At 73.6% G+C, this 15828-nt stretch carries 7 protein-coding genes and 1 pseudogene; 3 read left to right on the forward strand and 5 right to left on the reverse strand.

Annotation, left to right across the window (positions count from 1 at the left end):
* Nucleotides 1-24: 24 nt before the first annotated feature.
* From OG978_RS47620 to OG978_RS47630, 3 genes and pseudogenes are all read right to left on the reverse strand, one after another.
* Nucleotides 25-6168 (reverse strand): annotated as a pseudogene (locus OG978_RS47620) (type I polyketide synthase); the annotation flags it as partial.
* Nucleotides 6169-6205: 37 nt separating this feature from the next.
* Entirely contained in the window at nt 6206-9169 is a 2964-nt protein-coding gene (locus OG978_RS47625) for a type I polyketide synthase (protein ID WP_326771194.1), read from the reverse strand.
* A gap of 48 nt (nt 9170-9217) precedes the next feature.
* Nucleotides 9218-10222, reverse strand: a complete 1005-nt coding sequence (locus tag OG978_RS47630) for an acyltransferase domain-containing protein (protein WP_326771195.1) — start codon at nt 10220-10222, stop codon at nt 9218-9220.
* A 175-nt stretch (nt 10223-10397) separates the two neighbouring features.
* On the opposite strand from OG978_RS47630, the gene OG978_RS47635 reads away from it, so the two are divergent.
* The 3 genes from OG978_RS47635 to OG978_RS47645 are packed head-to-tail and all read left to right on the forward strand — an operon-like array spanning nt 10398 to nt 14029.
* Nucleotides 10398-11444, forward strand: a complete 1047-nt coding sequence (locus OG978_RS47635; protein WP_326771196.1) for a ketoacyl-ACP synthase III family protein — start codon at nt 10398-10400, stop codon at nt 11442-11444.
* Nucleotides 11444-12811, forward strand: a complete 1368-nt coding sequence (ccrA, locus tag OG978_RS47640) for a crotonyl-CoA carboxylase/reductase (RefSeq protein WP_326771197.1) — start codon at nt 11444-11446, stop codon at nt 12809-12811. The genes OG978_RS47635 and ccrA overlap by 1 nt, the downstream gene beginning before the upstream one ends.
* Nucleotides 12812-12841: 30 nt before the next feature.
* On the forward strand, nt 12842-14029 hold the full coding sequence (locus OG978_RS47645) for an epoxide hydrolase family protein (protein WP_326771198.1): 1188 nt from the start codon (nt 12842-12844) through the stop codon (nt 14027-14029).
* Here OG978_RS47645 and OG978_RS47650 read toward each other — a convergent pair.
* Both OG978_RS47650 and OG978_RS47655 read right to left on the reverse strand, forming a co-directional pair.
* Nucleotides 14000-14596: an NADPH-dependent FMN reductase gene (locus OG978_RS47650; RefSeq protein WP_326771199.1), complete on the reverse strand. Its 597-nt coding sequence runs from the start codon at nt 14594-14596 to the stop codon at nt 14000-14002. The genes OG978_RS47645 and OG978_RS47650 overlap by 30 nt on opposite strands.
* 32 nt (nt 14597-14628) lie before the next feature.
* A complete protein-coding gene (locus tag OG978_RS47655; RefSeq protein ID WP_326771200.1) occupies nt 14629-15786 on the reverse strand; it encodes an acyl-CoA dehydrogenase family protein in 1158 nt (385 codons plus the stop codon).
* Between the last annotated feature and the right edge of the window lie 42 nt (nt 15787-15828).

Here is a 15828-nt window from a genome sequence, read left to right on the forward strand (position 1 = left end):
CCGCCGTGGGGCGGTTCGGGTGGGTCAGGGCAGCTGCTCGCCGATGAAGTCGACCAGGTCCTCGGGGGTGGGATAGCGACTCACCGATTCGGCGGGCAGTCGCAGGCCGATGGCCGCGTTGAGGCGGTTGCGGAGGTCGACGCCGAGTAGGGAGTCGAAGCCCAGGTCCTTGAAGTTCTCGCGCGGGCCGATGACTTCGTGGGCGGCATAGCCGAGGACCTCGGCAGCGTGGGCGCACACCAGATCCATCAGTTCGGCGTGACGGTCCCGGGCGGGCGGTTCCATGACCGTCCGGGCCTGGGCGGCGGATTCCTCGACGGGCTCGGGCGGCCCGTCTCCGTCGTCCTCCCGCTTCGGCAGCAGGCCGGCCAGCAGCGGCGAGACGCGCCCCGAGGCCCGGGCACCGTCGGGGTGGAGCCGGACCGGCACCAGGACGGCGCCTGGCTGCTCCAGGGCGCGGTCGAAGAGCTCCAGCGCCCGCTCGGTGTCCAGCGGGGCGATCCCGGACCGGGCCAGCCGGGCCCGGTCGGTCTCCGAGAGGTGCCCGGTCATGCCGCTGGGCTCCTCCCACAGCCCCCAGGCCAGGGAGACGGCGGATAGTCCACGGCCCCGCCGGTACTGGGCCAGGGCGTCCAGAAAGCTGTTGGCGGCCGCGTAATTACTCTGTCCCGGCTCGCCCAGCACCCCGGCCGCCGAGGAGAAGAGCACGAACGCGGACAGGTCCAGGTGCTCGGTCAGTTCGTGCAGGTGCCAGGCTGCCTCGGCCTTGGGGCGCAGTACCTCGGTCAGGTCCTTCGGGGTGAGGCCGGTCAGCAGCCGGTCGTCGAGCAATCCGGCGGCGTGCACCACGCTGTTCGGCGGGTACTGCTCGACCAACGCGGCCAGCGCCTCGCGGTCGCCCACGTCGCAGGCCGCCACAATCACCTCGGCGCCGGCCGCGGTGAGTTCGGCGACCAGCTGGGAGGCGCCGCGCGCGCCCGGTCCGCGCCGGCCGGCGAGCACCAGTCGGCGGGCGCCGTGCCGGGTGACCAGGTGGCGGGCCACCCGCGCGCCCAGGGCCCCGGTGCCTCCGGTGATCAGGACCGTGCCCTCGGGGTCGAAAGCGCGGGGCATGGTGAGTACCAGCTTGCCCCGGTGCTGGGCCCGGCTGAGCATCCGCAGCGCGCGGTGGCCCTCGCGGACGTCGCGGGCTGCCAGCGGTAGGTGGTGCAGTGCGCCGTCGCGGAACAGGGCGATCAGCTCGTCCAGCACCTTGCCGATCCGCTCCGGCTCGATGCCCAGGATGTTGTACGCCGCGTAGTGCACGCCGGGATGACGGGCGGCCACCTCGGCAGCGTCGCGGATATCGGTCTTGCCCATCTCGGCGAACCGCCCGCCGGGAGCCAGTAGCCGCAGTGAGGCGTCGATCGCCGCGCCCGCCAGGGAGTTGAGCACCACGTCCACGCCCCGGCCGCCGGTGGCGGCGCGGAAGTGCTGCTCGAACTCCAGGGAGCGGGAGGAGGCAATGTGGTCGTCGTCCAGGCCCCGGGCGCGGAGCACGTCGTGCTTGGCGGGAGCGGCGGTGGCGAAGACGTCCGCGCCCATGTGGCGGGCGAGCTGGACAGCGGCCAGCCCGACACCGCCGGTGGCGGTGTGGACCAGCACCGACTCGCCGGGGCTCACCCGGGCGATCTCGGTGAGGCACTGGTAGGCGGTGACGAAGACGATCGGCACGCTCGCGCCCTCGGCGTGGGACCAGCCATCGGGCAGGTGGCGGATCATCCGGGCGTCCGCGACAGCGACCGGGCCCAGGGAGCGCTCGAAGACGCCGAAGACCTGGTCCCCGACGGTGAACCCGTTGACGCCGGGGCCGGTCTCGGTGACCATGCCCGCGCCTTCGCTGCCCATGGTCTTCTCGGTGGCGACCAGGCCCAGTCCCACCGCGATGTCACGGAAGTTGAGGCCGGCGGCGCGTACCGCGATCCGTACCTCGCCCGTGCCCAGCGGGCCCTCGGCCTCCGGGTGGGGCAGCAGCACCAGGTTGTCCAGGGTGCCCTTCTTGGTGACGTCGAGCCGCCAGGCGCCCGGGGTCTGTGGGGTCAGGCGGTCCTGACCGTCGGTGGGGGCGAGACGAGGCGTGTACGCCTTGCCGCGGCGCACCGCCACCTCTGGCTCGCCGCAGGCCACCACGGCGGGGAGGGCGTCGAGCGAGGCCGGGTCGTCGTCGAGGTCCACCAGCAACAGCCGGCCCGGGTTCTCGGCCTGCGCGGACCGCACCAGGCCGCGGACCGCCGAGCGGACGAGTCCGGGTACTGTCTCCCCGCCGGTGACGGCCACTGCGGCGCGGGTGAGCACGGCAAGGACGGCCGTCTCGCGGCGCGGATCGGCGAGCCAGCGCTGGAGGAGGGTGAGGACATCGGCGGTGAGGTCGCCGACGGCCGCGGCGGTCCCGGGGGCGGCTCCGAGGTCGAGGACTACCGACGGAGGCGTGTCGTCGGGCAGTTCAGCGAGCCCTGTGACGGATACCGGGGCTCCGAGCGGGTCGGGGCCGACGGAGGCCCAGCGGGCGGGGACCACTGCCGGTTCGAGGTCGACGCGGTCCCAGACGACCTCGTGGAGGGCGCCCGTCCCCGCGTCCTCCTGGCGCAGCGGGCGCAGGACCAGGGACTCGACCTCGGCCACGAGGGTTCCGTCCGGGGCGGTGGCGGTCAGTGCGAGGGTGTCGCCGTCGCGGGTCATCCGGATCCGCAGCGCAGTGGCGCCCCCGCCGTGGAGGCGGACGCCACGCCAGGTGAAGGGAACCAGCAGGTCCTCGCCGTGCGCGATGACGGCGGCATGGAGGGCCGCGTCGAGCAGGGCCGGGTGCAGTCTGTGCCAGGTGCCTTCGGAGGGCAGCCTGACCTCGGCGTGGATCTCCTTCCCACGCGTCCACATCCGGTGCAGGCCGGCGAAGGAGGGGCCGTAGGCGTAGCCCCGGGCGGCCAGCGAGGAGTAGGCGCCCGTCAGGTCGGTCTCCTGGGCACCGGAGGGCGGCCACGTACCGCTCGGGGCCGGGGAGGCGCCCCCGCCGGGTGCGAGGACGCCGGTGGCATGGACGGTCCATCCGGGAGCGGCGTCGGGACGGTCCGCAGTGGCGTGGACCGAGCCGCCCTCGTGTGCGGCGCCCCGCGCCGGCACGGCAGCGGGCGCGGTCGTCGCGGCGCGGGAGCTGACCGTCAGGGTGCGGCGGCCGTCGGGGGCCGGGACGGCGAGTTCCACCCGCAGGTCGGCCTCCGCGGCGGTGGACAGGGGGCGGGAGAGGGTCAGTTCGGCGATCACGGGGCAGCCGGCACGGGCGCCCGCCTCGGCGGCCAGCTGGACGAAGGCTGCGCCGGGGAGCAGAGGGACGCCGTCGACCTGGTGGTCCGCGGTCCACGGGTGTTCGCGCGGGCCGACCCGGCCGGCGGCCACCACCGCCCCGGAGGGCAGGTCGACCACGGTTTCGAGCAGTGTGCGACCGGGCCGTGCCGCGGTGCTTCTGCCGGGCGCAGGCGTGTCCAACCAGTGCCGGTCGCGGTCGAAGACATGGCCGGGCAGTTCGGTGAGGCGACCGCCGGGCCGCGCCCGGGTCCAGTCGACCGGGACGCCCGCGCCGTATGCGGTGGCGAGGGCGGAGAGGAACTGGCCCGCTCCTTTGCCGTCCCGGCGCAAGGTGCCCAGCACCGCGGCGCGCGCTCCGCGGTCGTCCAGCACCTCCTGGAGAGCGTGGACCAGCACCGGGTGGGGGCTGATCTCGATGAAGGACGTCAGCCCGTCCTCGGTCAGCGAGCCGACCGCGTCGGCGAACCGGACGGTGTGCCGGAGGTTCTCGTACCAGTACCCGGCGTCCATGTCGGCGGTGTCAAGCAGGTCCCCGGTGAGCGTGGAGTACAGCGGCACGGTGGAGGGGACGGGGCTGATGCCGTCCAGATCGCGCAACAGCCGCTCCCGGATGCGTTCCACGGCGTCGGTGTGCGAGGCGTAATCGACATCGATCTGCCGGGCGTCCACGCCGTCCGCCGCGCAGGCGGCCAGCACCCGGTTCAGCGTGCTGAGGTCCCCGGCGACCACGGTGGTGCCGGGGCCGTTGACCGCCGCGACGGCGGCGTTCCCGCCCACCGTATCCAGCAGCCGCCGGGTGCGGTCGGCGGACAGTGGCACCGAGACCATGCCGCCGGTGCCGGCCAGGTCCAGCAGCGCCCGGCTGCGCAGCGCGACCACTTTGGCGGCGTCGTCCAGACCGATCGCCCCGGCCACATGTGCGGCGGCGATCTCGCCCTGCGAGTGACCCACCACGGCGCCGGGCTCGACGCCGGCCTCGCGCCAGGCGGCAGCCAGCGAGACCATCACCGCCCACAACGCGGGCTGGAGCACATCGACCCGGTCCGGGGAGTCGTCCCGCAGGGCGTCCGTGAGCCGCCAGTCGCAGTAGGGGGCAAGCGCCTGCTCGCACTCCTTCATGGCCCGGCGGAAGGCCTCGTTCTCCTCCATCAGCCGCAGGCCCATCCCCTGCCACTGGGAGCCCTGGCCGGGGAAGACGAAGACCGGCCGCGCCGACCCGCCGGGCGCCTGGGCCCGCAGCACCACGGGTTCCAGGTACCGTCCGGCCGTCGAGGGCACGGGGGCGCCCGCGGCAAGGGCGTCGAGCCCGGCCAGCAGGTCCTCGCGTGCGGTGGCGACCACGGCGGCACGGTGCGCGAACCGGGTGCGCAGCCCCAAGGTGTGCGCCACGTCCCGGACCGGCACGGCGGGCCGCTCGCGCAGGAAAGCTGCGAGGGCGGCGGCTTTCCGGGGCAGGGAGGCGGCGGTGGGCGCGGAGAGCGTCCAGGCCACCGGCGCCGCTTCCCCGACGAGCTCGTCCGGCGCTGCGGGGACGTCGAGGTGATCGGGGGCTTCCAGGACGACGTGCGCGTTGGTGCCGCTGATACCGAAGGCGGAGACAGCGGCGAGCCGCGGCTGTCCGGTACGCGGCCAGGGCCGGGCCTCGGTCAGCGGCTCCAGCCCACTGCCCGCCCAGTCCACGTGCCGGGTGGGCCGGGTGATGTGCAGGGAGGCGGGCAGCCGCTCGGCCCTCATGGCCCGCACGGTCTTGATGATGCCGCCGACCCCGGCCGCGGCCTGGGCGTGCCCGGTGTTGGACTTCAGCGAGCCCAGGTACAGCGGCCGTCCGGCCGCGCGGCCCGCGCCGTACACCTCGGCCAGTGCCCGCGCCTCGATGGGGTCGCCGAGTTCGGTGCCGGTGCCGTGCGCCTCCACCATGTCCACGTCGAGCGGGTCGACGCCGGCCCGGGCCAGGGCAGCGCGGATCACCGCGGTCTGGGCGGGGCCGCTGGGCGCGGTGAGGCCATTGCTGGCGCCGTCCTGGTTGACGGCGCTGCCGCGGATCACGGCGTGCACCTGGTGTCCGTGGGCCAGCGCGTCGTCCAGCCGCTCGAGCAGGAGCAGTCCGGCGCCCTCGGCCCATGCGGTGCCGTCGGCGTCGTCCGAGAAGGCTTTGCAGCGGCCGTCCGGGGAGAGCCCGCGCTGCCGGCTGAAGTCGATGAACAGGCCCGGCGAGGCCATCACCGCCACCCCTCCGGCCAGCGCCAGGGAGCACTCGCCCTGCCGCAGCGCCTGCACCGCCAGGTGGACGCCGACCAAGGAGGAGGAGCAGGCGGTGTCCACGGTGACGGCGGGGCCGCGCAGGCCGAAGAAGTAGGCGATCCGCCCGGAGGCCACGCTGGTGGTGCTGCCGGTGATGCCGTAGCCGCCGTCGCCGTTCGCCCGCTCGTGCAGCCGGGGGCCGTAGTCCTGCGGCATCGCCCCGACGAACACGCCGGTGTCGCTGTCACGCAGCGTCTCCTTGCCGAGGCCGGACCGCTCGAAGGTCTCCCAGGCCACCTCCAGCAGGATTCGCTGCTGGGGATCCATGCCGGCCGCCTCGCGCGGGGAGATGCCGAAGAACTTGGCGTCGAAGAGGTCGGCGTCGTGCAGGAATCCGCCGTGCCGGGTGCAGGAGGTGCCCTTCTGATCCGGGTCGGGGTCGTACACGGAGTCCAGGTCCCAGCCCCGGTTCTCCGGGAACGGGGTGATGGCGTCGGTCCCCTTGTCGACCAGGCGCCACAGGTCGTCGGGGGAGCTCACACCGCCCGGATACCTGCATCCCATGGAGACGATGGCGATGGGCGGGTCCGGGAGCGCCCGGGGAAGGTCGGCGGCAGTCATGTCGTCAGCTGGGCCTTTCCGTGAGATCCACGAGCGGCCGCTGGGACCGCAGGCGTTCGGCGAGTTCGCGGCTGAGCAGGTCCGGCGTGGGGAAGTCGAAGAGGAGCGTGGGCGGCAGCCGCAGTCCGGTGCGCTCTGCAAGGCGGGTACGCAGGGCCATCACCATGCGGGAGTCCAGCCCGAGGTCGGTGAAGGGCAGCGAGGTCTCCACCGGGCTGTCCGGCGGCGCCCCCAGCACCCCACGCAGACCGTCCGCCACCAGGGCGGAGACGGTGGCCGGGGTGACGCGGCGGCGGCGAGGCGGGGCGGCCGGCGTCTCGGGAGGCGGCGCCGGTGAGGGCGTCCGGGCCGGGGCGGTCGGGGCGTCCAGCCAGTGACGGCGGCGCTGGAAGGCGTAGGTGGGCAGGTCGGTGCGGCGGGCGTGGGCGCCGTGGACGGCGTGCGCGTCCAGACGGAGCCCGCGCAGGTGGGCGCGGCCGGCCAGGGAGGCCACCCCTGCCCGTTCGTCGGGTTCGGCCAGTGGTGCGACCAGGGTCTCGTCGCCCCCGTCGACGGTTTCGCCGACCATGGTGATCAGTCCGTGGCCGGGGCCCGCCTCCACGAAGAACCGGGCGCCCCGGTCGTGCGCGGTGCGCACCGCGTCGCCGAACCGGACGGCGCGGCAGAGGTGCTCTGCCCAGTACGCGGGGGTGACCAGGTCCGTCCCGGTCGCCGGGTGGCCGGTGAGCGTGGAGACCACCGTGGGGCCGGTGGGCGGCTTCCAGGTGAGACTCTCGGCGAAGGCCAGCAGCTCGTCCCTGATCGGCTCCATCAACGGCGAGTGGCCGGCCCGGGAGATCCGCAGCCGCCGCCCGCGGCGGCCGAGCCGGGCGAAGTGCGCACAGACCTCGTCCACCGCCTCCCGATCGCCCGAAATCACCACCGAGCGGGGTGAGTTGACGGCAGCGATTGCCACCTGCCCGCAGATGCCGGCCAGCACGGCCCGGGCCTCCTCCTCTGTGGCCCGGAGCGCCGTCATCGCGCCGCCGGGGGGCAGGCTCGCGATCAGACGGCCCCGTTCCACCACGAAGGCGGCCGCGTCCTCCAGTGAGAGCACGCCCGCGACATGGGCGGCGGCGATCTCGCCCTGGGAGTGCCCGAGGACGATGTCCGGGACCAGCCCCCAGGACTCCAGCAGCCGGTACAGGGCGGTCTCCATGGCGAACAGAGCCGGCTGCGCGTACCGGAGTTCGTCCAGCCAGTCCTCGCGCTCCCACATCAAGGCGTGCAGCCGGGTGCCCAGCGGGGTTTCCATGGCTTCGGCGGCCTCGTCGAAGGCGCGGGCGAAGACCGGGTAGGTTTCGTGGAGCCGGCGGCCCATTCCGGCCCGCTGCATGCCCTGGCCTGGGAAGAGGAAAGCAGTGCCGCCCCGGCCCGCGGCCTCTTGCAGGACGCCCTCGCGGGGCTCGCCCGTGGCCAGGGCGCGCAGCCTGTCCCGCAGCACCTCGGGGCCGTCGCCGACCACGGCAGCACGGTGACGCAGCACGGCGCGGGTGGTGGCCAGGGAGAACGCCGCGTCGGCCAGGCCGGGCGGCGCGGAGGCCTCCAGCAGCCCGGCCAGCCGGGCAGCCTGTCCGCGCAGCGCCGCCTCGCTTGCCCCGGAGAGCACCCAGCAGGCCACCGGGGGCGAACTCGGTTCATCCGCCGCCGGGTCGACGGTGCCGGGGACGCGGTCGACGACCACATGGCAGTTGGTGCCGCCCAGGCCGAAGGAGGAGATACCCGCCGTCCGCCGCCCTTCGGGGTGCACCGGCCACGGGGTGACGTCCTGGCAGACCCGCAGCCGGGCCGGGGCGACGGCCGGGTTGGGGGTGCGCAGATGGAGGCTGGGCGGGATCAGCCCATGGTGCACACTCAGTGCGGTCTTGACGAAGGCGGCCATCCCGGCCGCCGCCTCCAGGTGGCCGATGTTGGTCTTCACCGAACCGACCAGCAGCGGCCGCCCGGCGGGACGGCCCTGGCCGTGCACCGCGTCCAGGGCAGAGGCCTCGATCGGGTCGCCCAACCGCGTTCCGGTGCCGTGCAGTTCGACGTACGCGACCTCGGTGGGGGCTACGCCGGCCCGGCGGCAGGCCTCGGCCAGCACTCGTCGCTGGGCCCCGGCGTCGGGGGCGGTGAGGCTCTCCCCGCGGCCGTCGCTGTTGACCGCGCTGCCCCGCAGGACACAGTAGACGCGGTCCCCGTCGGCCAGCGCGGTGTCCAGCGGCTTGAGGACGGCCATGCCGCCGCCCTCTCCGCGCACGATGCCGTCCGCGGCGGCGTCGAAGGTGCGGCAGCGCCCGCTCGGCGAGAGCGCGCCGAGCTGTCGAACCGCTGCCTCCGACTCCGCCGACAGATTGAGCTGCACCCCGCCGACCAGGGCCAGCACGCACTCCCCGCGGCGCAGGCCCGCGGCGGCCTGGTGGAGGGCGGTGAGCGAGGAGGACTGGCCGGTGTCCACCACCATGCTGGGGCCCCGCAGTCCCAGTGTGTAGGAGATCCGGTTGGCCAGGAAGGCACGGCCGGTGCCGGTCATGGTGTAGACGCCGATGTCCGCCGTGCCGCGGGTGCGGGTGAGGTGGGCGTAGTCGTCGCCGCCCGCCCCGACGAACACGCCGGTGCTGGTGCCGGCGAGGGCGTCGGGGGCGGTACGGGCGTCCTCCAGAGCCTCCCAGGCGAGCTCCAGCAGCAGCCGCTGCTGGGGGTCCATGGCCGCCGCCTCCTGGGGCGGGATGCCGAACAGCTCGGCGTCGAACAGGTCGACGCCGTCGAGGTATCCGCCCTCGCTCCGGCCCTCGGCGCGCCAGGCCGGCGGCGGGCCCACGGTGTCGGCGCCGTCGAGCAGCAGCCGCCAGAACGCGGCCGGCGAGTCGGCACCGGGGAAACGGCAGGACAGACCGACTACCGCCAATGGCGCGTCGGGCTCGGCAGGGTGCGGCTGAGCGGGCATTTCGACCTCCGGAGCGGGCCGGGACGGACAGGACTCGGGCGGACGGGCTCAGGAGGGGACCTCGAGTCGCAGGGCAAGGGCCCGTTCCTTCGCCGCCGCGGTCGCCACCCGGTCCCGTGCCGCCTCGCCGGGGCCCTCTGGCAGCAGCGGGACGACGGCGCTGCGGCCGCGGGCCACGGCGGGGTGCCGACGGGCCAGCGCGGTGAGGCTGTTGCCCGGGCCCGTCTCGACCAGCAGGCAGTCGTGGTCGGCGAGCAGCTGGTCCAGGGCGGGCGCGAAATACACGGTCTCGGCGGGCTGCCGGGCCCAGAAGCGGTGGTCCAGGGCGTCCTCGTCAGTGAGCACGCCGCGGGTGTAGGCGGAGTAGACCGGCAGGCGGGGGCGACGCAGCGGCGTGGCCAGCCAGTCCGCCATCGACGCCTCCACCGCGCCCCGGACGATCGGGGTGTGGAACGCCTGCCGGGCCCGGGCGTCGCGGCAGGCGATGCCCTGCTCCCTCAGGGCGGCCGCCGCCCGGTCCAGCGCGGCCCGTTCGCCGGCCAGCAGCAGCTGCCGCCGGGCGTTGACCGCGGCCAGGTGGACATCGCCGTCGAGCCGGCCGTCGATCTCCTCGGGCGAGGCGGCAACGGCGAGCATGCCGCCCGCGGGGGTGCCGGCGAACTGCCGGACGCGATCCCGCATCAGCCGGATGCCGTCCTCGAAAGCCACCACTCCGGCCAGCGTGGCGGCGACCAGTTCGCCCACGCTGTGGCCGAGCAGGGCGACCGGCCGCCCGCCCCAGGAGAGCACCATCCGCCCCAGCGCATGGTCGACCGCGTAGAGCAGCGGCTGTGCGACCGTCACGTCGTCGAAGGCGTCCGACGGCGTGTGTGCCAGCCACTCGGCGCGGATGCGCCGGCCGTCGTCACCGAGGAGCGCGAACGCCTCGTCCATGGCGGCGGTGAACACCGCCTCGTGCCCGTAGAGCCCGGCTGCCATCCGTGGGTGCTGGGCCCCCTGGCCCGGCAGCAGCAGTGCGACGCCCGGTGCGGAGTTCTCGGTGCCGGCGGACATCCGCCCCCCTTTCGTAGCCCGCAGCAAGGGATACGGACCCGGTTTCGAGGCTCGTCCGAGATTCGTCCGAGGATCGTCCGAGCCTCGCGTCTCCGCCCGTTCTCGAAGGGAGCTGGACAGGTGGCGGCCAGGCTCCGGGCGAGCAGCCGACGAACCGCGGACCGAAGGAGTTGCTGTGCGGCTTGACCGTTTGTTCGTGTCCGGCACCGGACTGGCGCTGCCCCGCCGCAGGTCCGTGGAGGAGGCGGTGGTGGAGGGGCGGTGCGACCCGCGGGCGGCGCGCCGGATGCGGATGCGTTCGGTGTGCGTGTCGGATGGGGAGTCCGGCCCCGAGCTGGCGGTGCGTGCGGCCTGCCAGGCGCTGCGGCGCGCGGGCGCGCGGCCCGGCGACATCGATCTGGTGCTGCACGCGGACACCTATCACCAGGGCCACGACCTGTGGGCGCCGGCCTCCTACGTACAGCGCGAGGCCGTCGGCAACGCCTGTCCCGCCCTGGAGGTACGTCAGTTGTCCAACGGCGGGATGGCGGCGCTGGAGCTGGCCGCCTCCCACCTGCTGGCGGACTCGGCGCGGCGCGGCGCCCTGATCACCACCGGGGACCGGTTCTGCCTGCCCGGTTTCGACCGCTGGAACACCGACCCGGGCACGGTCTGCGGCGATGGCGGCACCGCCCTCGTGCTGTCCGCCCGGGACGGCTTCGCGCGGCTGCTTTCCCTGTGCACCGTCTCCGATCCGGGGCTGGAGGCGATGGGCCGCGGCGACGACCCTTTCTCCGATGCTCCGTTGGAGGCCCGGACGCCTATCAGCGTGGAGAAGCACCGGGCGGTGCTGACCCGGGAGCTGGGCATGGGCGAGCTGCTGGAGCGGCTGCTCGGCGGCCAGCGGGCAGCGCTCGACCGGGCGCTGGCCGAGGCCGGGGTGACCAAGGAGGCGGTGGACTGGTTCGTGCTGCCCCATCTGGGGCGTCCCAGGATGGAATTCCAGTTCTTCCAGCCCCTGGGCATCGCCCCGGAGCGTTCCACCTGGTCCTGGGGCAGCGGAGTGGGGCATCTGGGCGCCGGCGACGCCTTCGCAGGGCTGCACCACCTGGCCGTCGAGGGGCAGTTGCGGCCGGGCGGACTGTGCGCGCTGGTGAGCTCCGGCGCAGGCTTTGCCTGGACGGTGGCCGTACTGGAGATCGCCGGGCGCCCGTCCACGGGTGAGGACGAGGAGGTGTCGTGATGCGGGAGATCGTCGATGCCGTCCTGGCCGGGGACCGGTCGGAGCGGACCTTTGGGGCGCTGCCGGTGCCGGAGTCGTACCGGGCGGTGACCGTGCACAAGGACGAGGCCGGGATGTTCGAGGGGCTGGCCGGGGCGGAGAAGGACCCGCGGCACAGCCTGCACCTGGATGAGGTGCCGGTTCCCGAGGTGGGCCCCGGTGAGGCCTTGGTGGCGGTGATGGCGTCCTCGGTCAACTACAACACCGTCTGGTCCTCGATCTTCGAGCCGGTGCCGACCTTCGCGTTCCTGGAGCGCTACGGCCGGACCTCCCCGCTCGCCCGCCGCCACGACCTGCCGTATCACGTGCTGGGCTCCGACCTGTCCGGCGTGGTGCTGCGCACCGGCCCCGGGGTCAATGCCTGGCGGCCGGGCGACGAGGTGGTGGCCCACTGCCTCTCCGTCGAACTGGAGCATCCCGACGGGCACGGCGACACCCTGCTCGACCCGGAGCAGCGGATCTGGGGGTTCGAGACCAACTTCGGCGGGCTCTCCGAGCTGGCGCTGGTGAAGGCCAACCAGCTGATGCCCAAGGCCGCCCACCTCACCTGGGAGGAGGCGGCCGCTCCCGGCCTGGTGAACAGCACCGCCTACCGACAGCTGGTGTCCCGCAACGGCGCGGGGATGAAGCTGGGCGACCTGGTACTGGTCTGGGGCGCAGGCGGCGGCCTGGGCTCGTACGCCACCCAGCTGGTGCTGGCGTCCGGGGCGACGCCGGTGTGCGTGGTGTCCGGCGCCCGGAAGGAGCGGCTGTGCCGGGCTGCCGGGGCGGATCTGGTCGTCGACCGGGCCGCAGAGGGCTACCGGTTCTGGCGGGATGAGCACACCCAGGACCCCAAGGAGTGGCGGCGTCTCGGCGCGCAGATCCGGGAGCTGACCGGCGGCCGGGACCCCGACATCGTCTTCGAGCATCCGGGCCGGGAGACTTTCGGCGCCAGCGTGTACGTGGCCCGGCGCGGCGGCACAGTGGTGAGCTGCGCCTCCACCAGCGGCTTCCTGCACCAGTACGACAACCGCTATCTGTGGATGCACCTCAAGCGGGTGATCGGCTCGCACTTCGCCACCTACAGGGAGGCATGGGAGGCCAACGAGCTGATCCGCCGGGGGCTGATCCACCCCACGCTGAGCCGAACCCATTCCCTCTCCGGGACGGGGCAGGCGGTGTACGAAGTCCACCGCAACCTGCACCACGGCAAGGTGGGCGTGCTGGCGCTGGCCCCGCGCGAGGGGCTGGGCGTCACCGACCACGGGTTGCGGGCACGGTACCGGGAGGCGATCGACCGCTTCCGTACCGTACCGAAAGCGGAAAGAGAACCCCAGGTTCCGTGACTTCACGCGGGCCGGCGGTGTTGCCCGGATATGAACACCGCCCCCGCCGACATCACCCCGTTCCGTGTCGAGATTCCCGAGAGCGCTCTGGAGGACCTTCTGCGCCGCCTCGGCACCACCCGCTGGCCCGAGGAGCCGGACGACTCCGGCTGGGAGCAGGGCGTGCCGCCCGGCTATCTGCGCGAGCTGGCCGGGTACTGGCGCCAGGGCTACGACTGGCGGATCCACGAGGCGGAACTCAACTCCTACCCGCAGTTCACCACCATGGCCGACGGCACCCGGGTGCACTTTCTCCATGTGCCTTCCCCTTCCGCCGACGCACTGCCGCTGCTGCTGGCGCACGGCTGGCCCGGCTCGGTCGTCGAGTTCCTGGACGTGATCGGGCCGCTCACCGATCCGGCCGCGTACGGCGGGGACGCGCGGGACGCCTTCGAGCTGGTGATCCCGAGCCTGCCCGGGTTCGCCTTCTCCGGCCCGGCGGCCGGCGCGGGCTGGGACGTCCCGCGCATGGCCCGTGCCTTCACGGCCCTGATGAGGCACCTGGGCCACACCCGGTACGGGGTGCACGGTGGTGACTGGGGCGCCCGGATCTGCCGGGAGATGGGACTGGCCGACCCGGACGCGGTGGTCGGAGTCCATGTGACGGCGCTGCCCTCGGCAGTCGCCACCCGGATGCCGGAAGAGGACGAGGCCGACGGGCTCGGCGAGGAGGAGCGGGCGCGGATGCGCGCCTCGGCGGCCCGCCGGGCGGCGCTGATGCGGGATTCGATGGCGTACGGCCTCCTGCAGTCCTCCCGCCCGCGCACCCTCGGCTACGCTCTGACCGACTCGCCGGTTGGCCAACTCGCCTGGATCGTCGAGAAGTTCAAGGAGTTCAGCGACTGTGCCAGGGCGCCCGAGGAGGCTGTGGACCGGGACCGGATGCTCACCAATGTGATGCTCTACTGGCTGACCGGCACCGCGGTCTCCTCGGCCCGCCTCTACTACGAGACGGCCCACTCGTCCGTCGGCTGGGATGCCGAGGTGCCGCATTCCAAGACGCCGACCGGAGTGGCGGTCTTCCCCGCCGACCTGGCACTGCCTGTCCGGTCGTTGGCCGAGCAGACCGACAACGTGGTGCACTGGTCGGAGTTCGGCCGTGGCGGCCACTTCCCTGCCCTGGAAGTGCCGGACCTGCTGGTGGGCGACCTACGCGAGTTCTTCCGCACCCTGCGCTGACCAGAGCGCGCCCCCGCCGCGGGCCAGCAGCCCGGCCAGGTCGGCCAGCTGGTGGCACATCACGCCGACCCTGTGGGTGGTCTCCTTGTCGGCAAGGACGTACCGGCCGCCCTCCAGGACGAAGTCGTCGGTCCGGGTGGTCACCACCGTGGAGGTGGCGACGGCGTGCAGGCTGCGCGCCACCGTCCGCAGGTGCTCCAGCGGCTGCTCACTGCCGCGCCGGCCACCGTCCCCGCACAGTGCGACGGGCTTGCCGCGGAATTCGCGTGCGGTCAGATGGTCCAGAGCGCACTTCAGTACCCCGGAGTACGAGTTGTGGTAGACGGGGCTGGCCCAGACGAAGGCGTCCGCCGCGGTGGCGGCCGCCTGCAGTTTCCGCAGCGCCGGGGTCCGGCGCTGCCACGGGGCGCCCTCGCCCTGCGGGACGGCCCACGGCAGGTCGTGCGCCCGCAGGTCGAAGATGCGGGCGCGGTGCCCGTCCAGGGTCAGCCGACGGGCGGCCTCCTCGGCAAGGGCGGCAGTGCGGGACGGGGTCCCGAGACTGCCCTGAATGATCAGTATCTCCATGGGGCCACCTGCCTCCCGGCGGCGCGGGCCGCTCAGCGCCGCCGCCCCGACGGCGCCACGTAACGGCTGTACAGCAGGTCGCGTATGACGTCGTCGCCACCCTCCACCAGGCCCACGTACCGCAGGTCGCGGACCAGCTTGGTGACGGGGTGGCCGTTGGTGTAGCCGAGCCCGCCGAACAACTCCGAACCCATGGTGGCTACGGTCCATCCGGCCTGTCCGCAGTACATCTTGGCGGCGAGTGCCTCCCGCGTGGCCCCGGTGCGGTAGAGGGCTGCGGCCGGGTCCGGGGCGGCCAGCAGGGAGTCGAACCGGGCGGCGGCAGCCAGGCACTGGTTACGCATCACGTCGATCAGCATTTCGATCTGGCCCAGCTTGGCGGCGAAGACCGCGTTCTCGGCGAGCGGTGCGCCCTTGACCCGTTTGTGCACGGCGTACTCCATCGCCAGGTCGCGGATCCGCCGGGAGATCCCGATGGCGGTGGCGGCGATCAGCGTGCGGCTGGCGTTGAGCCCGGCCTCCAGGATCCGCAGTCCGTTGCCCTCGAGGACGTTGTCGGCGGGAATCACGCAGTCCCGCAGCCGTACCTGGTAGGTGCCGGAGCCCCGCATCCCCTGCATGTCCCACCGGCGGACGATTTCGATCCCGGGGGTGTCCCGTTTCACCAACACCACCGAGTGCAGCGACGGGTCCTCGGCAGAGCGGGCGACGACCAGCAGGAAGTCGGCGCCGTCGGTGTTGGTGGAGAACTGCTTGTCCCCGCTGATCACCACGTCCTCACCCTTGCGGTGGTACACCGTGGTGTTCCGGGCCAGTTCGCTGCCCGCCTCGTCCTCACTGACCAGGATCGCGCAGCTCCCGCCCTCGCGGGCCATCATGCCCAGGTGCTTGGCCGCCAGGGCGGGTTCCCCGAAGCAGTGCAGCATCGTCGTGCCGAGCACCGGGAGGAATGAGGCAAAGGCGAAACCTGCGTCACCGTATGCGAGTTCGGAGACGAGGTCGATGCCCGTCGTCAGCGGAGCCCCAGCACCCCCGTGGCTGACGGGCAGCCACCAATTGGCCAGCCCGGCCCGGTGCAGCTCGGCCGAGAGCGGAGTGGGGACGGCCGGGAGTCCGTCGAAGTAGTCTTCCCTGCCGAGCAGCCGGGACCGGGCGAACTCACGTGCGCGGACGACGAGGTCTGCAGTCATCGTGCCTCCCTGAGCAGTGGGGAACGCGCAGAAGGTAGGCCG

This window comes from Streptomyces sp. NBC_01591 (assembly GCF_035918155.1).
In the GTDB taxonomy this organism is placed as follows: domain Bacteria; phylum Actinomycetota; class Actinomycetes; order Streptomycetales; family Streptomycetaceae; genus Streptomyces.